Annotated in this window: 16 protein-coding genes; 13 read left to right on the forward strand and 3 right to left on the reverse strand. The window is 57.7% G+C overall.

Going from position 1 to position 17007, the window contains the following annotated elements; genetic code table 11:
* The first annotated feature begins 69 nt into the window (after positions 1-69).
* Positions 70-1440: a tRNA uridine-5-carboxymethylaminomethyl(34) synthesis GTPase MnmE gene (gene mnmE / locus GIW02_RS05405; RefSeq protein ID WP_236410584.1), complete on the forward strand. Its 1371-nt coding sequence runs from the start codon at positions 70-72 to the stop codon at positions 1438-1440.
* Positions 1441-1459: 19 nt separating this feature from the next.
* On the opposite strand, the gene GIW02_RS05410 is transcribed toward mnmE, so the two are convergent.
* From GIW02_RS05410 to GIW02_RS05420, 3 genes are all read right to left on the reverse strand, one after another.
* Positions 1460-3835, reverse strand: coding sequence for a TonB-dependent siderophore receptor (locus tag GIW02_RS05410; RefSeq protein WP_456361622.1), 2376 nt, complete (start codon positions 3833-3835; stop codon positions 1460-1462).
* A gap of 136 nt (positions 3836-3971) precedes the next feature.
* The gene (locus tag GIW02_RS05415) at positions 3972-4916 is read right to left on the reverse strand and encodes a FecR domain-containing protein (protein WP_236410582.1); all 945 of its coding nucleotides are present in this window, start codon (positions 4914-4916) and stop codon (positions 3972-3974) included.
* Positions 4916-5422 (reverse strand): sigma-70 family RNA polymerase sigma factor, encoded by a 507-nt coding sequence (locus tag GIW02_RS05420; protein WP_236410581.1) that lies wholly within the window; start codon positions 5420-5422, stop codon positions 4916-4918. The genes GIW02_RS05415 and GIW02_RS05420 overlap by 1 nt, the downstream gene beginning before the upstream one ends.
* Positions 5423-5975: 553 nt before the next feature.
* On the opposite strand from GIW02_RS05420, the gene mnmG reads away from it, so the two are divergent.
* The 12 genes from mnmG to atpD all read left to right on the forward strand — a co-directional run bounded on the left by mnmG (position 5976) and on the right by atpD (position 16998).
* Positions 5976-7868: a tRNA uridine-5-carboxymethylaminomethyl(34) synthesis enzyme MnmG gene (mnmG, locus tag GIW02_RS05425; protein ID WP_236410580.1), complete on the forward strand. Its 1893-nt coding sequence runs from the start codon at positions 5976-5978 to the stop codon at positions 7866-7868.
* Positions 7865-8509, forward strand: coding sequence for a 16S rRNA (guanine(527)-N(7))-methyltransferase RsmG (rsmG, locus tag GIW02_RS05430; RefSeq protein ID WP_236410579.1), 645 nt, complete (start codon positions 7865-7867; stop codon positions 8507-8509). Before mnmG ends, rsmG begins: the two co-directional genes overlap by 4 nt.
* A gap of 18 nt (positions 8510-8527) precedes the next feature.
* Entirely contained in the window at positions 8528-9325 is a 798-nt protein-coding gene (locus GIW02_RS05435) for a ParA family protein (protein WP_236410578.1), read from the forward strand.
* 9 nt (positions 9326-9334) lie between these two features.
* Positions 9335-10207 carry a ParB/RepB/Spo0J family partition protein gene (locus tag GIW02_RS05440; protein ID WP_236410577.1) on the forward strand — a complete coding sequence of 291 codons (873 nt, stop codon included), beginning with the start codon at positions 9335-9337 and terminating at the stop codon, positions 10205-10207.
* Positions 10208-10355: 148 nt separating this feature from the next.
* On the forward strand, positions 10356-10763 hold the full coding sequence (locus GIW02_RS05445) for a F0F1 ATP synthase subunit I (RefSeq protein WP_010565865.1): 408 nt from the start codon (positions 10356-10358) through the stop codon (positions 10761-10763).
* Positions 10764-10779: 16 nt separating this feature from the next.
* A complete protein-coding gene (gene atpB, locus GIW02_RS05450; RefSeq protein WP_236410576.1) occupies positions 10780-11649 on the forward strand; it encodes a F0F1 ATP synthase subunit A in 870 nt (289 codons plus the stop codon).
* Positions 11650-11783: 134 nt separating this feature from the next.
* The gene (gene atpE, locus GIW02_RS05455; RefSeq protein ID WP_002555987.1) at positions 11784-12041 is read left to right on the forward strand and encodes a F0F1 ATP synthase subunit C; all 258 of its coding nucleotides are present in this window, start codon (positions 11784-11786) and stop codon (positions 12039-12041) included.
* Positions 12042-12097: 56 nt separating this feature from the next.
* Positions 12098-12568, forward strand: coding sequence for a F0F1 ATP synthase subunit B (locus GIW02_RS05460; protein WP_015886647.1), 471 nt, complete (start codon positions 12098-12100; stop codon positions 12566-12568).
* Positions 12569-12580: 12 nt separating this feature from the next.
* Positions 12581-13117 carry a F0F1 ATP synthase subunit delta gene (locus GIW02_RS05465; protein WP_236410575.1) on the forward strand — a complete coding sequence of 179 codons (537 nt, stop codon included), beginning with the start codon at positions 12581-12583 and terminating at the stop codon, positions 13115-13117.
* Positions 13118-13138: 21 nt separating this feature from the next.
* Entirely contained in the window at positions 13139-14683 is a 1545-nt protein-coding gene (gene atpA / locus GIW02_RS05470; protein WP_236410574.1) for a F0F1 ATP synthase subunit alpha, read from the forward strand.
* Positions 14684-14733: 50 nt separating this feature from the next.
* Positions 14734-15594 (forward strand): F0F1 ATP synthase subunit gamma, encoded by an 861-nt coding sequence (atpG, locus tag GIW02_RS05475; protein WP_003233565.1) that lies wholly within the window; start codon positions 14734-14736, stop codon positions 15592-15594.
* Between the two features lie 27 nt (positions 15595-15621).
* The gene (gene atpD / locus GIW02_RS05480; protein ID WP_065953331.1) at positions 15622-16998 is read left to right on the forward strand and encodes a F0F1 ATP synthase subunit beta; all 1377 of its coding nucleotides are present in this window, start codon (positions 15622-15624) and stop codon (positions 16996-16998) included.
* Positions 16999-17007 lie beyond the last annotated feature (9 nt).

Below are 17007 nucleotides of genomic sequence, written 5' to 3' on the forward strand. Positions count from 1 at the left end.
GGGTAACCACTCAAGACGCCCCCTAGTGGGGCGTTTTGCTTTCCGTCACTTTTGTTCTGGAACCTGTTGATGAGTGCTCCTCGTGAAACCATCGCTGCTGTCGCTACCGCTCAAGGTCGCGGCGGTGTCGGTATCGTGCGTATTTCGGGGCCCCTCGCGGGCATAGCTGCCAAGGCTATCAGCGGCCGTGAGTTGACGCCGCGCTATGCCCATTACGGGCCGTTTCTGGATGCTGACAAAAGCGTGTTGGACGAGGGCCTGGCGCTCTACTTCCCTGGGCCGAATTCGTTTACCGGTGAAGACGTGCTGGAACTACAGGGCCACGGCGGCCCGGTGGTACTGGATATGTTGCTGCAGCGTTGCCTGCAACTGGGCTGCCGCCTGGCGCGGCCGGGGGAGTTCAGCGAACGTGCCTTTTTGAATGACAAACTCGACCTGGCCCAGGCCGAGGCCATCGCGGATTTGATCGAAGCCAGCTCTGCACAAGCTGCCCGCAATGCATTGCGCTCACTGCAGGGCGCATTTTCCCTGCGTGTGCATAACTTGACCGAACAGCTGATCAGCCTGCGTATCTACGTGGAAGCAGCCATCGATTTCCCGGAAGAAGAAATCGACTTCCTCGCCGATGGCCACGTGCTAGCGATGCTGGACAAAGTCCGCGATGAGTTATCCACAGTTCTGCGTGAAGCCGGGCAGGGCGCGTTACTGCGCGATGGCATGACCGTGGTGATTGCCGGGCGGCCGAATGCTGGCAAATCCAGCCTGCTAAATGCCCTGGCGGGTCGTGAAGCGGCCATCGTCACCGAGATCGCCGGCACCACGCGCGATATCTTGCGTGAACATATCCACATCGACGGCATGCCGTTGCACGTGGTTGACACCGCCGGATTGCGTGACACCGACGACCAGGTGGAAAAGATTGGCGTAGAACGCGCGCTCAAGGCTATCGGCGAAGCCGACCGTGTATTGCTGGTGGTGGATGCTACGGCGCCGGAGGCTGTGGATCCTTTTGCGCTGTGGCCGGAATTCCTCGAGCAACGGCCGGACCCGGCCAAAGTCACCTTGATCCGCAACAAGGCTGACCTGACCGGTGAAGCCATTGCCATGCAAACCAGCGAGGATGGCCATGTCACCATCAGCTTGAGTGCCAAGTCGGCGGGAGAGGGCCTGGAGTTGCTGCGCGAGCACCTCAAGGCCTGCATGGGCTACGAGCAGACCTCGGAAAGCAGCTTCAGCGCACGCCGCAGGCACCTGGAAGCGCTGCGCCATGCCAGCGCGGCCCTGGAGCACGGTCGGGCACAACTGACCCTGGCGGGCGCCGGTGAGCTGCTGGCGGAGGATCTACGCCAGGCCCAGCAGCTATTGGGAGAAATCACCGGCGCGTTCAGCTCCGATGATTTGTTGGGGCGGATCTTTTCCAGCTTCTGTATCGGTAAGTAAGCGAGTTATCCACAACCGCTTACCAGTTGTAAGACACCGTACCGAGCAAGGTACGGCTGTCGCCCCAGTAGCAGCGCCCCGCATCGTTGCAACCGGCTACGTATTCCTTGTCGAACAGGTTCTTGGCGTTCAGATCCAGCGACCAGTGCTTGTCTAGCTGGTAGCCAATGGACGCATCCACCAACGTGACACTTCCGGCGTCCAACTTTCCGTACAGCGAAGGTGCTGTGTAGGAAAAGGTACTGTCGAAATAACGTACACCGCCGCCCACGGACAAGCCCTTGAGCTGACCATCGAGGAAGCGGTATTTGCCCCACACCGACGCCTGGTTGCGCGGAACGCCGGTCATCTGATGCCCCTCGACCAGCGACGTTGCGGAATCCTTGGTAATCCGCGCGTCGGTGTAGGTGTAGGCCGCCGTGACGTTCAGGTTAGGCGTCAAGTTGCTGTTGATTTCAGCTTCCACACCTTTGGCGCGGCTTTCACCGACCTGGCGATAGCTGTTGGTGGTGGCGTCGAGGTAGGTGTCGTCCTCTTTGCGCAGGTCATACACAGAGAGTGTCATCGCCGTATCCCAGCCGATGGGCTCGTACTTCACGCCCACTTCGTACTGGCTACTGGTAATCGGCTTCAGAGGCGCGCCGGCGTTGGAGATCTGTTGCACCGGGACAAACGCGGTGGAATAGCTGACATACGGCGTGAGGCCGTTGTCGAACTGATACATCACCCCGCCCTGGTAGGTGAACTTGCGATCCTCGGAGCCGATATCGCTGGCCGGTTTCACTTTGTCGCGGAAATCGCTGTCGACCCAATCCTGGCGGCCGCCGAGCAGGAACAGCCAGTGGTCATACTTGCTCTGGAGCTGTGCATAAACACCTTTCATCTGCTGTTCGAGCAAGGTGTTTTGCACCGCCACCGGGGTCAGTGGGTCACGCAGGTACACAGGGTTATACACATTGATGGTGCCGGCGAAACCCGCGTCCCAATCCTGGTTGAACGAGGTACGGTCGTAGCTGGCCCCCAACAGCAGGGTGTTTTCCAGGCCACCGACCTGGAATTTTCCTTCAAGCTGGTTATCCAGGGAGTACACCATCGACTTGTTGTAGCGATCGTAGGCGGTCATGTTCAGTTGCGTGCCGAAGCCGCCGTTATCCAGCGCCCCCGGCCAGGTTTCATGGCGATTAATGCGTGACTGCATATAGCGCGAGTTCTGGCGGAACTGCCAATCGTCATTGAAGCTGTGGCTGAATTCGTAGCCAGTGCTCCAGGCTTCGCGTTCGAAGGTATTCCAGTCCGGGTCGCCGAGCATGGTGTGCTTGGACAGCTTGCCATTGGGATTACTGAGCAAGGTACCCGCCGCAGGTAGGCCAAGTTCCAGGTTGGTGTGGTCTTTCTGGTAGTTGGCCAACAGCGTGAGGGTGTTGTAATCGTCGAAATTCAGGGTCAAGGACGGGGCGATATAGAGGCGATCGTCCGGGACGTGATCGGTCTGTGTGTCTGACTTGCGCCCCAGCATCACCACGCGGCCAAGGATGTTGTCGTTATCATTGAGTGGGCCGGAGATATCCACACCCACCTGGCGCCGGTTGTTCGAACCATAACCCAGCTGCACCTCACCTTGTGGAGTGGCTGTCGGATGTTTGCTGACCAGGTTCACCAGCCCGCCCGGTGCGTTTTCCCCATAGAGCAGGGAAGACGGCCCACGGAAAATCTCCACGCGCTCGAGGCCGTAAGGCTCACTGGTCGTGTCGTACCGGTTGCCCTGTACGCGTAGGCCATCGCGCAGCAGGCCGTAGCCGTAATCGGTGGCGTTGAAACCGCGAATGAAAAACAGATCACCGGCCAGGCTGTCGCCGGCGGCGAAGGGCGGCGCGAAAATACCCGGCACATAACCCAATACTTCGGTCAGGGTCTGGGACTTCTGGTCCTTTATACGTTGGCCGGTGACGACGGATACCGAACGCGGCGTTTCCGACAGCGGCGTGCTGGTCTTGGTACCGATGCGGCTGTTTTGCGCCTTGTAGCCCACATCCCCCGCGATCTCCTGATTGAACCCGGCCTGTTGATAAGTACTCACGGTAGTGGGGGCAAGCGTGAGTTCTCCAGCCGGAGCCGCCTGTAACACATAGCTGCCAGGTGCTTGGATGACGGCCTGCAACCCCGAGTTTTGCAGCAGCAGCGCGAAGCCTTGCTCCACTGAATAGTCCCCCTCCAACCCTGGCGTGTTCAAACGCGCGGTCTGTTGGGGCGAAAAAGACAGAATCACATTGGCCCGGGCGGCAAATTGGCTCAACGCGTGGTCCAGCGGGCCCGGCCCAATGGCGTAGTGCGCGGCCATAGCAGGGGTTGAAACCAATACACCGCTGGCGCTCGCGAGCAGGAGCCCGTAAGTCATGCCGTGGCAAGAGAGTCGTTGGCGAAGCTTGGTAGGAAGGCGCATAGGTGGGTAAGCCCTGAAGGTAGCGTCGTAATTACCTGTAGGGCCGTTTCACGTAGAAAAAAGATAACCCCCCTGTGGATTATTTTTATGCTCAACCGGCGTGCTTCACCGACACCCAATAACGAGTGAAATATTTCACCTGGATCGGCAGGGTCGCTTGCAGGTTGGCCAGCACCGCATCGGTCGCATCCAGGCGCAAGGTGCCGGACACACGCAACCGCGCCGAAGCCAGATCGCACTGCAGCACACCCGGGCGATAGCGGGCGAGTTCGTCGATGACATCCCCAAGCCGGGCGTCCAGTACGATCAGTTGCCCGTCGACCCAGGCCGCCTGCGCACCGCCATAGAGATGGTTGGGCCCGACATTTCGGCGATCGAAGTCAGCACTTTCTCCCGCGCCGAGTAGCCGGCCGCGATCGGGTTGATCGGCGGGGGATACCTCTACCCGATCCTCCAGAACACCTACACGCGTGACATCCGCCAACTGACGCACCGTAAACCGCGTGCCCAATGCCTGGATTCGGCCCTGGCGAGTTTCGACATAGAACGGCGTTTGCCCCCCGAACTTGCCAGTGTGGATAAGAACCTCGCCTTCGCGCAGGCGGATCAGACGCTGGTGCCCATCGAACACCACATCAATCGCGGTGTTGGTGTTGAGATCAACCCGCGTGCCATCGGCCAACTCGAGATGCCGGCGTTTACCCACAGCGGTGCGGTAGTCGGCCCACACACTGCCCAAGGGCGTATGTTGCTGAACATTCCAACCCAGGTAGCCGGTGCCGCCGAGTACCAGCATCCACTTGAGTACCTGGCGACGTTGTTGCTTGGTCGATAATGCGCGGCGGGTGAAGTCCTGAGGCATGGCACCCAGGCTGCGTTGCAACTGCTCCATCTGGTTCCATGCCGCCTGGTGCGACGGATCGCCATTGAGCCATTGTTGCCAGGCATGGCGCTCGGCCGGTGTAGGTGGCTGGGATTGAAATTGTACGTACCAGGTGGCGGCCGCCTCGAAAGTCTTGCGATCAGGGGCGGCCATTACAGGCTGGCCATGATCAGCGAACATTCGGTCAGGGCGCGAACCATGTGCTTCTTCACAGTGGTCAGTGATACCTGCAGGTGGTCAGCGATCTGTTGATAAGTCAGGCCGTCGATCTGCGACAGCATGAAGATCCGTCGTGCGCGTTCCCCAAGGCCGGTGAGGGCTTTATCCACAGACACCAAGGTTTCGATGATGATCGCCTTGTCTTCTTCGCTGATGGCCGTGGCTTCAGGCCGCTCTGCCAATGTCTGCAGGTAGGCCTGTTCAATCGCGTGTCGCCGGTAACGGTCGATTACCAGGCCCCTGGCGATGGTTGCGAGATAGTCCCGCGGCTCCAGGATCTGCGCCGCATGGCGCCCACCGAGAATGCGCACGAACGTATCGTGCGCCACATCAGCCGCATCGCAGGCGTTATGCAATTTACCTTTGAGCCACCCGTGCAGCCACGAATGGTGCTGTTCATAGATGTGCTGGACCGCAGCCGTGTGTGAAGGAGGGGACATAGGGCATGACAAGGCAGGTTAATGATAATCGCTATTATTAACTGCCCTGTGGTTTTCTCACAATAGGGCTCTTTTTACCGTGCTCTCCACCGAGTCGACCGATATCGGTGGCGTCGTCGTGGGCGAAATTCGGCTTTTCTGTGGATTAAGCCCTGTGAATAACCGCCCTTGTGCCCAGTTGATAACAGGGCTTGAAACCTGAGTAAAAACCCCTCTGTGGATAACCAGCTGTTTAATCCACAGGCTTAAAGCACTTATCCAAGGGCCTCATTGGCACATGACCACAGACTTTTGAATCGCTGTACACATTGTAAACAAAGGCCTGTAGAGATCTATCCACAGAAATGGTGCTCAGTAGAAATAAACATAAAAACAAAGATTTAATAAATTTCTCTCTTTTAATTTCTATTGTCCGTGATTCATCCACAGCTGGTTAAATTTTGTGCAAAGGGTTCTTTAGGAAGGGCTAAGTCCCTATACTTGCCGCCAAAGCTCTAAAACTCTTTCAACAAACAATTCCTGATTACCTACATAAGCAGGCACGAGGTGCGTGGTGGATTTCCCTTCCCGTTTTGAAGTGATCGTCATCGGCGGCGGTCATGCCGGTACCGAGGCAGCACTGGCGTCAGCACGCATGGGCGTAAAAACCCTGTTGCTCACGCACAACGTGGAAACCCTCGGTGCCATGAGTTGCAACCCTGCTATCGGTGGGATTGGCAAAAGCCATCTGGTCAAGGAAATCGATGCCCTTGGCGGCGTCATGGCCATGGCCACCGACAAAGGCGGTATTCAATTTCGCGTGCTCAACAGCCGCAAAGGCCCGGCCGTGCGTGCTACCCGGGCACAAGCCGACCGCATCCTGTACAAGGCCGCAGTCCGCGAAACCCTGGAAAACCAACCGAACCTGTGGATATTTCAACAAGCAGCCGATGACCTGATCGTCGAACAGGACGTAGTGAAGGGTGTTGTCACGCAAATGGGTCTGCGTTTCTTCGCAGAATCCGTTGTGTTGACCACCGGAACGTTCCTGGGCGGACTTATCCACATCGGCATGCAGAACTATTCCGGCGGTCGCGCGGGTGATCCGCCGTCGATCGCTTTGGCAAAACGCTTGCGTGAATTGCCGCTGCGCGTCGGCCGCCTGAAAACCGGGACCCCGCCGCGTATCGACGGGCGTTCTGTGGATTTCTCGGTGATGACCGAGCAAGCCGGCGATACGCCGATTCCGGTGATGTCGTTCATGGGCTCCAAAGAACAACACCCGAAACAGGTGAGCTGCTGGATCACTCACACCAATGCGCGCACCCACGAAATCATTGCCGCGAACCTCGATCGTTCGCCGATGTATTCCGGGGTGATCGAAGGTATCGGCCCGCGTTATTGCCCGTCGATCGAAGACAAGATCCACCGCTTTGCCGACAAGGAAAGCCACCAGGTCTTTATCGAGCCGGAAGGTCTGACTACCCACGAGCTGTACCCGAACGGCATTTCCACTTCCCTGCCGTTCGATGTGCAAATCCAGATCGTGCAATCGATCCGTGGCATGGAAAACGCCCACATCGTGCGGCCGGGCTATGCCATCGAATACGACTACTTCGACCCGCGTGACCTGAAATACAGCCTGGAAACCAAAGTCATCGGCGGTCTGTTCTTCGCTGGGCAAATCAACGGCACCACCGGTTACGAAGAAGCCGGTGCCCAAGGTTTGCTGGCCGGGACCAACGCTGCATTGCGCGCCCAGGGCAAAGACAGCTGGTGCCCGCGTCGCGACGAGGCGTATATCGGCGTGTTGGTTGACGACCTGATTACCCTGGGTACCCAGGAACCGTACCGGATGTTTACCTCCCGGGCCGAATATCGCCTGATCCTGCGTGAAGACAACGCCGACCTGCGCCTGACCGAAAAAGGTCGAGAGCTTGGGTTGGTCGATGACGCGCGTTGGGCAGCTTTCTGCAAAAAACGCGAAAGCATCGCGCTCGAAGAGCAGCGTCTGAAAAGTACCTGGGTTCGCCCCGGCACCGAGCAGGGCGATGCGATTGCAGAAAAATTCGGCACGCCGCTGACCCACGAGTACAACCTGCTGAACCTGCTGTCGCGTCCGGAAATCGACTACGCTGGTCTGGTCGAAGTGACAGGCCAGGGCGCAGAAGACCCACAGGTCGCCGAGCAGGTCGAAATCAAGACCAAGTACGCCGGTTACATTGACCGCCAACAGGATGAGATCGCTCGCTTGCGCGCCAGTGAAAACACCAAGCTGCCTGTGGATATCGACTACACCGGGATTTCCGGGCTGTCGAAAGAAATTCAAAGCAAGCTGGGGATAACTCGTCCGGAAACCCTGGGCCAGGCTTCGCGCATTCCCGGCGTCACGCCGGCAGCCATTTCGCTGTTGATGATTCATTTGAAAAAACGCGGCGCGGGCCGTCAGTTGGAGCAAAGCGCTTGAGTTCGTTGGTCACCTCGCAACACGCCGAAGAATTATCCACAGGGGCACGCCAATTGGGCGTCGACCTGACCCCGGCCCAGCACGAATTGCTGTTGGGCTACCTGGCCCTGTTGATCAAATGGAACAAGGCTTACAACCTCACGGCGGTTCGCGACCCGAATGAAATGGTTTCGCGTCATTTGCTCGACAGCTTGAGCGTAATGCCGTTTATCGAAAACGGTCGCTGGCTTGACGTGGGCAGCGGTGGCGGCATGCCTGGCATCCCGCTGGCCATCCTGTTTCCTGACTCGAACGTGACCTGCCTGGACAGCAACGGCAAGAAAACCCGCTTTCTGACCCAGGTCAAACTCGAACTCAAACTGGACAACCTGCAGGTTATCCACAGCCGTGTTGAAGCCTTCACGCCTGAACTGCCGTTTAACGGAATTGTTTCCCGGGCATTCAGCAGCATGGAGAACTTCAGCAACTGGACGCGTCACCTCGGTGACCGCGACACCCGTTGGCTGGCAATGAAGGGCGTTCATCCAAGCGACGAGCTGTTAGCATTGCCGGCAGACTTCCACCTCGATAGCGAACATGCCTTGGCCGTACCCGGTTGCCAAGGCCAACGCCATCTGCTGATACTGCGCCGCACGGCATGATTGGGAACACAAGCAAGAATGGCTAAGGTATTCGCGATAGCGAACCAGAAAGGTGGCGTGGGTAAAACCACCACCTGCATCAACCTCGCAGCATCCCTGGTCGCCACCAAGCGCCGGGTGCTGTTGATCGACCTCGATCCACAGGGCAACGCCACCATGGGTAGCGGTGTGGATAAACACGGCCTGGAAAACTCGGTCTACGACTTGCTGATTGGCGAGTGCGACCTGGCCCAGGCCATGCACTACTCCGAGCACGGTGGTTATCAACTGCTGCCGGCCAACCGCGATTTGACCGCCGCGGAAGTGGTGCTGCTGGAAATGCAGATGAAAGAAAGCCGTCTGCGCAGCGCATTGGCACCGATCCGTGAAAACTACGATTACATTCTGATCGACTGCCCACCGTCGCTGTCGATGCTCACGCTCAACGCGCTGGTGGCCGCCGATGGGGTGATTATCCCGATGCAGTGCGAGTACTTTGCGCTGGAAGGGTTGAGCGACCTTGTGGATAACATCAAGCGTATCGCCGAGTTGCTCAACCCGAACCTGCAGATCGAAGGCCTGTTGCGGACCATGTATGACCCGCGCCTGAGCCTGATGAACGACGTGTCGGCGCAGCTCAAGGAACACTTCGGTGATCAGCTGTACGACACCGTTATCCCGCGCAACATCCGTTTGGCCGAAGCGCCAAGCTATGGGATGCCTGCGCTGGCGTACGACAAATCGTCGCGTGGCGCCATTGCCTACCTGGCGCTCGCCGGTGAGATGGTTCGCCGTCAACGCCGCAACTCACGCACCGCTGCAGCCCAGCCAATTTAAGGAATCCCCATGGCCGTCAAGAAACGAGGTCTCGGACGTGGACTGGATGCACTGTTGAGTGGTCCGACCGTCACATCGCTTGAAGAACAAGCGGTGCAGGCCGACGAGCGCGAGCTGCAGCACCTGCCCCTGGACCTGATCCAGCGAGGCAAATACCAGCCACGCCGCGACATGGACCCTCAGGCGCTGGAAGAGCTGGCCAACTCGATCAAGGCTCAAGGCGTGATGCAGCCGATCGTGGTGCGCCCGATCGGCAGCGGTCGTTTTGAAATCATCGCCGGCGAACGCCGCTGGCGTGCCAGCCAGCAGGCTGGCAAAGAAACCATCCCGGCGATGGTGCGCGATGTGCCGGATGAAACCGCCATCGCCATGGCGTTGATCGAGAACATCCAGCGTGAAGACCTCAACCCGATCGAAGAAGCGATCGCGTTGCAGCGTTTGCAGCAAGAGTTCCAGCTGACCCAGCAACAAGTGGCCGAGGCGGTGGGCAAGTCCCGCGTTACCGTGTCCAACTTGCTGCGCCTGATTGCGCTGCCGGAAGTCATCAAGACCATGTTGTCCCACGGCGACCTGGAAATGGGCCACGCCCGTGCTTTGCTCGGTTTGCCGGAAAATCAACAGGTTGAAGGGGCGCGACACGTTGTCGCACGAGGGCTCACCGTTCGTCAGACCGAGGCACTGGTTCGCCAGTGGCTCAGCGGCAAACCTGCACCGGTCGAAACGGTCAAAACTGATCCGGATATCGCCCGTCTCGAACAGCGGCTGGCCGAGCGCCTAGGCTCTGCGGTGCAAATTCGCCACGGCAAGAAAGGCAAAGGCCAATTGGTGATCGGGTATAACTCGCTCGATGAGCTTCAGGGCGTCCTTGCCCACATCCGCTGAAACATTTGCTTATGTAGCGCGTGATCGGAAATCACTACCCGGCAGTTGAATAGGGGCAGAACCGCCCCTATACTCTGCGCGCATTTTGTCGGCACAAATTATGCCAAGTTATTGATTTCCGGCAGCCGACCATTGAGGAGCAAGAGTGATGGAAACCCGCACGCCAAACACGTTGCCGTTCCATCGCTTGGCCGTTTTTCCGGTTTTATTGGCTCAGTTTGTCATTTTGCTGATCGCCGCACTGGCGCTTTGGTATTGGCATGGAGTCGTAGCCGGATATTCAGGACTCTGCGGAGGCCTGATAGCCTTGCTGCCCAATATGTATTTTGCTCACAGGGCCTTTCGGTTTTCCGGCGCCCGAGCAGCCCAGGCTATCGTCCGGTCTTTTTATGCCGGCGAAGCAGGGAAACTGATTTTGACGGCAGTGCTGTTTGCACTGACCTTTGCAGGTGTGAAGCCATTGGCGCCGCTGGCTGTATTCGGCGTCTTCGTGTTGACCCAACTGGTCAGCTGGTTCGCTCCCCTGCTAATGAAAACAAGACTTTCGAAACCTTAGGGCGTTTGAGGCAACCATGGCAGAAACAACCGCTTCGGGCTATATCCAGCACCACTTGCAGAACCTGACCTTCGGTCAGCTTCCCAACGGCGGCTGGGGCTTCGCCCACACCGCAGCAGAAGCCAAAGAAATGGGCTTCTGGGCTTTCCACCTGGATACTCTGGGCTGGTCGGTCGCACTGGGTCTGATCTTCGTCCTGATTTTCCGCATGGCGGCAAAAAAGGCGACTTCCGGTCAACCAGGTGCCCTGCAGAACTTCGTTGAAGTATTGGTCGAATTCGTCGATGGCAGCGTGAAAGACAGCTTCCATGGCCGTAGCCCGGTGATTGCACCGCTGGCACTGACCATCTTCGTCTGGGTGTTCCTGATGAACGCCGTCGACCTGATTCCGGTCGACTGGATTCCTCAGCTGGCCATCCTGATCACGGGTGATGCGCACATTCCGTTCCGTGCCGTATCCACCACTGACCCTAACGCCACCCTGGGCATGGCCCTGTCGGTGTTCGCGTTGATCATTTTCTACAGCATCAAGGTCAAGGGTATCGGCGGCTTCATCGGCGAACTGACCCTGCACCCGTTCGGCAGCAAGAACATCTTCGTTCAAGCCCTGCTGATCCCGGTGAACTTCCTGCTGGAATTCGTCACCCTGGTCGCCAAGCCGATTTCCCTGGCCCTGCGACTGTTCGGCAACATGTATGCCGGCGAGCTGGTGTTCATTCTGATCGCTGTGATGTTCGGCAGCGGTCTGCTCTGGCTTAGCGGCCTGGGCATTGTTCTGCAGTGGGCGTGGGCTGTGTTCCACATCCTGATCATCACCCTGCAGGCCTTCATCTTCATGATGCTGACCATCGTCTACCTGTCGATGGCGCACGAAGAGAACCATTAAGGCCAGTCTCGACTAGTCTGATGTCCTTCCCGGTGAAACGGGAAGGTGGGCCCTACCGGGCTATGAAACGATTTGTTTTACCGCTTTAAAATCTAAAAAACCTAAACCATACGACGTAAAAGTCGGGAGGAAAGATGGAAACTGTAGTTGGTCTAACCGCTATCGCTGTTGCACTGTTGATCGGCCTGGGCGCCCTGGGTACTGCCATTGGTTTCGGCCTGCTGGGCGGCAAATTCCTGGAAGGCGCAGCGCGTCAGCCAGAAATGGTTCCAATGCTGCAAGTTAAAATGTTCATCGTCGCCGGCCTGCTCGACGCCGTGACCATGATCGGCGTTGGTATCGCTCTGTTCTTCACCTTCGCGAACCCCTTCGTTGGTCAACTCGCTGGCTAATCACTCGAATTTTCGAGTGATTGGGGTGATGGACAACGAATGAGCGAGGTGTTGGCGTGAACATTAATGCAACCCTGATTGGCCAATCCGTTGCGTTCTTCATTTTTGTAGTGTTTTGCATGAAGTTCGTGTGGCCTCCGGTCATCGCGGCTTTGCACGAACGTCAGAAGAAGATCGCGGATGGTTTGGACGCTGCCAGCCGTGCAGCTCGCGACCTGGAGTTGGCCCAAGAGAAAGTGGGTCATCAACTGCGCGATGCTAAAGCACAGGCAGCTGAAATCATTGAGCAAGCCAAGAAACGCGGTAACCAGATCGTCGAAGAGGCTGTTGAAAAAGCCCGCGTCGAAGCTGACCGTGTGAAGGCTTCGGCTCATGCCGAGATCGAACAGGAACTGAACGGCGTCAAAGACGCGCTGCGTGCCCAACTGGGTGCTCTGGCGGTCGGCGGTGCTGAGAAGATCCTCGGTGCCACAATCGATCAAAACGCGCACGCGGAGCTGGTTAATAAACTGGCTGCTGAAATTTAAGCGAGGGCGATCATGGCAGAACTGACCACGTTGGCCCGACCTTACGCTAAGGCAGCCTTCGAGCACGCCCAGGCCCACCAGCAACTGGCCTCTTGGTCAGCCATGCTCGGCCTGGCTGCAGCAGTGTCGCAAGACGACACCATGCAGCGCGTGCTCAAGGCCCCGCGCCTGACGAGCGCAGACAAGGCCGCCACTTTTATTGAAGTGTGCGGCGACAAGTTTGATGTGAAAGTGCAGAACTTCATCAATGTCGTTGCCGAAAACGACCGTCTCCCGCTTCTGCCGGAGATTGCCGCTCTGTTCGACCTGTACAAGGCCGAGCAAGAGAAATCGGTAGACGTTGAAGTCACCAGTGCTTTCGCATTGAACCAAGAACAGCAAGACAAACTCGCCAAGGTTCTCAGTGCACGACTCGACCGGGAAGTGCGCCTGCAAGTTGCGGAAGACAAGTCCCTCATTGGGGGCATTGTCATTCGCGCCGGCGACCTGGTTATCGATGGCTCGGTTCGCGGCAAACTCGCGAGCCTTGCCGAAGCATTGAAATCTTGAGTTTGAAGGGGCAGCAGAGCAATGCAGCAACTCAATCCTTCCGAAATAAGTGAAATTATCAAGGGCCGCATCGACAAGCTCGATGTGACCTCCCAAGCCCGTAACGAAGGCACTGTCGTCAGCGTATCTGACGGCATCGTGCGGATTCACGGTCTGGCCGACGTAATGTACGGCGAGATGATCGAGTTTCCGGGCGGCGTCTACGGTATGGCCCTCAACCTGGAGCAAGACTCCGTAGGTGCCGTTGTATTGGGCGCATACACCAGTCTGGCTGAAGGCATGAGCGCCAAGTGCACAGGCCGCATCCTGGAAGTTCCGGTTGGTAAGGAACTGCTGGGTCGCGTAGTCGACGCACTGGGTAACCCTGTTGACGGCAAAGGTCCACTGGGCAACACCGAGACCGACGCGGTCGAGAAAGTTGCTCCAGGCGTGATCTGGCGTAAGTCGGTAGACCAGCCTGTACAGACTGGCTACAAGGCTGTCGATGCCATGATCCCTGTCGGCCGTGGCCAGCGTGAGCTGATCATCGGTGACCGTCAGATCGGTAAAACCGCTCTGGCGATCGACGCGATCATCAACCAGAAGAACAGCGGCATTTTCTGCGTCTACGTAGCCATCGGTCAGAAGCAATCGACCATCGCCAACGTGGTTCGCAAGCTGGAAGAAAACGGCGCCCTGGCCAACACGATCATCGTGGCTGCCAGTGCTTCGGAATCTCCTGCGCTGCAATTCCTGGCACCGTACTCCGGTTGCACCATGGGTGAATTCTTCCGCGACCGCGGTGAAGACGCGCTGATCGTTTATGACGATCTGTCCAAGCAAGCAGTGGCTTACCGCCAGATTTCCCTGCTGCTGCGCCGTCCACCAGGCCGTGAAGCTTACCCAGGCGACGTGTTCTATCTCCACTCCCGTCTGCTGGAGCGCGCATCCCGCGTTTCGGAAGAGTACGTAGAGAAGTTCACCAACGGCGCAGTGACCGGCAAAACCGGTTCCCTGACCGCACTGCCGATCATCGAAACCCAGGCTGGCGACGTTTCCGCGTTCGTTCCGACCAACGTGATTTCCATCACCGACGGTCAGATCTTCCTGGAATCGGCCATGTTCAACTCGGGCATCCGCCCTGCAGTGAACGCCGGTGTTTCGGTATCCCGTGTGGGTGGTGCCGCTCAGACCAAGATCATCAAGAAGCTTTCCGGTGGTATCCGTACCGCTCTGGCTCAGTACCGTGAACTGGCGGCATTCGCCCAGTTCGCTTCTGACCTGGACGAAGCGACCCGTAAGCAACTTGAGCATGGTCAGCGCGTTACCGAGCTGATGAAGCAGAAGCAATACGCCCCAATGTCGATCGCTGACATGGCGTTGTCGCTGTATGCCGCTGAGCGTGGGTTCCTGACTGACGTCGAAATCACCAAGGTCGGCAGCTTCGAACAAGCGCTGATTGCTTACTTCAACCGCGATCATGCCGACTTGTTGGCCAAGATCAACGTGAAGGGTGACTTCAATGACGAAATCGACGCTGGCCTCAAAGCCGGTATCGAGAAGTTCAAGGCCACCCAAACCTGGTAAGCCGCAGCGGGAGCCGCAAGGCTCCCGCTTGCTAACCTGATAGGTGTTACATGGCAGGCGCAAAAGAGATTCGCAGTAAGATTGCGAGCATCAAAAGCACGCAAAAGATTACCAGCGCCATGGAAAAAGTGGCGGTCAGCAAAATGCGCAAGGCACAAATGCGCATGGCTGCTAGCCGTCCTTATGCGGAGCGTATCCGCCAGGTAATTGGGCATCTGGCCAACGCCAACCCGGAATACCGCCACCCGTTCATGATCGACCGCGCCGTCAAGCGTGTGGGTTATGTGGTAGTGAGCAGTGACCGTGGTTTGTGCGGTGGTCTGAATACCAACCTGTTCAAGGCCCTGGTCAAGGACATGGCGGTAAACCGCGAAAACGGCGTCGAGATCGATCTGTGTGTTGTTGGTAGCAAGGGTGCGGCCTTTTTCCGTAACTTCGGCGGTAACGTCGTTGCAGCTATCAGCCACCTGGGTGAAGAGCCGTCGATCAATGATTTGATCGGCAGTGTGAAGGTGATGCTGGATGCATACCTGGAAGGCCGGATTGACCGCCTCTCCGTGGTATCCAACAAGTTCATCAACACCATGACCCAGCAGCCAACCGTGGAGCAATTGATTCCACTGGTGGCGACTCCGGATCAGGAACTCAAGCACCACTGGGACTACCTCTACGAACCAGACGCCAAAGAGCTGCTTGACGGCTTGATGGTGCGCTACGTGGAGTCGCAGGTGTACCAGGCGGTGGTCGAGAACAACGCAGCTGAACAAGCGGCGCGGATGATCGCGATGAAAAACGCTACCGATAACGCCGGTGATCTGATCAGCGATTTGCAGCTGATCTACAACAAGGCGCGTCAGGCTGCGATCACCCAAGAGATCTCGGAAATCGTCGGCGGCGCTGCCGCGGTTTAACGGTTCAAATATTCAGAGGATCCAGCTATGAGTAGCGGACGTATCGTTCAAATCATCGGCGCCGTTATCGACGTGGAATTTCCACGCGACAGCGTACCGAGCATCTACAACGCGCTGAAAGTACAAGGCGCGGACACTACTCTGGAAGTTCAGCAGCAGCTGGGCGACGGCGTAGTTCGTACCATTGCGATGGGTTCCACCGAAGGCTTGAAGCGCGGTCTGGACGTTATCGACTCTGGCGCAGCCATCTCCGTACCGGTCGGTAAAGCGACCCTGGGCCGGATCATGGACGTACTGGGCAACCCGATTGACGAAGCTGGCCCGATCGACACCGAAGAGCGTTGGGGTATCCACCGCGCTGCGCCGTCGTTCGCAGAGCAGGCAGGCGGCAACGACCTGCTGGAAACCGGCATCAAGGTTATCGACCTGGTTTGCCCGTTCGCCAAAGGCGGTAAAGTCGGTCTGTTCGGTGGTGCCGGTGTAGGCAAAACCGTAAACATGATGGAACTGATCCGTAACATCGCCATCGAGCACAGCGGTTATTCCGTGTTCGCCGGTGTGGGTGAGCGTACTCGTGAGGGTAACGACTTCTACCACGAGATGAAGGACTCCAACGTTCTGGACAAAGTGGCACTGGTTTACGGTCAGATGAACGAGCCGCCGGGTAACCGTCTGCGCGTAGCACTGACCGGCCTGACCATGGCCGAGAAGTTCCGTGACGAAGGTAACGACGTTCTGCTGTTCGTCGACAACATCTATCGTTACACCCTGGCCGGTACTGAAGTATCCGCACTGCTGGGCCGTATGCCTTCGGCAGTAGGTTACCAGCCGACCCTGGCTGAAGAGATGGGCGTTCTGCAAGAACGTATCACTTCGACCAAGGAAGGTTCGATCACTTCGATCCAAGCGGTATACGTACCTGCGGATGACTTGACCGACCCGTCGCCTGCGACCACCTTCGCCCACTTGGACGCCACCGTCGTTCTGTCCCGTGACATCGCTTCCCTGGGTATCTACCCAGCGGTCGATCCACTCGACTCGACTTCGCGCCAGCTGGACCCGAACGTGATCGGCCAGGAGCACTACGACACCGCTCGCGGCGTTCAGTACGTGCTGCAGCGTTACAAAGAACTCAAGGACATCATTGCGATCCTGGGTATGGACGAGCTGTCGGAAGCCGACAAACAGTTGGTTAACCGTGCTCGTAAGATCCAGCGCTTCTTGTCGCAGCCGTTCTTCGTGGCTGAAGTCTTCACCGGTGCTTCGGGTAAATACGTTTCCCTGAAAGACACCATTGCTGGCTTCAAAGGCATCCTCAACGGTGACTACGACCACCTGCCAGAACAAGCGTTCTACATGGTCGGCGGCATCGAAGAAGCGATCGAGAAAGCCAAGAAACTGTAATCCAAGCGC

The organism is Pseudomonas syringae (genome assembly GCF_021606685.1).
GTDB lineage: Bacteria > Pseudomonadota > Gammaproteobacteria > Pseudomonadales > Pseudomonadaceae > Aquipseudomonas > Aquipseudomonas syringae_R.

What these genes read in the sequence shown, in the direction of transcription:
- mnmE (WP_236410584.1), top strand. Translation starts at nt 70, where the DNA reads ATGAGTGCTCCTCGTGAAACCATCGCTGCTGTCGCTACCGCTCAAGGT.
- GIW02_RS05410 (WP_456361622.1), bottom strand. Translation starts at nt 3,835, where the DNA reads ATGACTTACGGGCTCCTGCTCGCGAGCGCCAGCGGTGTATTGGTTTCA.
- GIW02_RS05415 (WP_236410582.1), bottom strand. Translation starts at nt 4,916, where the DNA reads ATGGCCGCCCCTGATCGCAAGACTTTCGAGGCGGCCGCCACCTGGTAC.
- GIW02_RS05420 (WP_236410581.1), bottom strand. Translation starts at nt 5,422, where the DNA reads ATGTCCCCTCCTTCACACACGGCTGCGGTCCAGCACATCTATGAACAG.
- GIW02_RS05435 (WP_236410578.1), top strand. Translation starts at nt 8,528, where the DNA reads ATGGCTAAGGTATTCGCGATAGCGAACCAGAAAGGTGGCGTGGGTAAA.
- GIW02_RS05440 (WP_236410577.1), top strand. Translation starts at nt 9,335, where the DNA reads ATGGCCGTCAAGAAACGAGGTCTCGGACGTGGACTGGATGCACTGTTG.
- GIW02_RS05445 (WP_010565865.1), top strand. Translation starts at nt 10,356, where the DNA reads ATGGAAACCCGCACGCCAAACACGTTGCCGTTCCATCGCTTGGCCGTT.
- atpB (WP_236410576.1), top strand. Translation starts at nt 10,780, where the DNA reads ATGGCAGAAACAACCGCTTCGGGCTATATCCAGCACCACTTGCAGAAC.
- atpE (WP_002555987.1), top strand. Translation starts at nt 11,784, where the DNA reads ATGGAAACTGTAGTTGGTCTAACCGCTATCGCTGTTGCACTGTTGATC.
- GIW02_RS05465 (WP_236410575.1), top strand. Translation starts at nt 12,581, where the DNA reads ATGGCAGAACTGACCACGTTGGCCCGACCTTACGCTAAGGCAGCCTTC.
- atpA (WP_236410574.1), top strand. Translation starts at nt 13,139, where the DNA reads ATGCAGCAACTCAATCCTTCCGAAATAAGTGAAATTATCAAGGGCCGC.
- atpG (WP_003233565.1), top strand. Translation starts at nt 14,734, where the DNA reads ATGGCAGGCGCAAAAGAGATTCGCAGTAAGATTGCGAGCATCAAAAGC.
- atpD (WP_065953331.1), top strand. Translation starts at nt 15,622, where the DNA reads ATGAGTAGCGGACGTATCGTTCAAATCATCGGCGCCGTTATCGACGTG.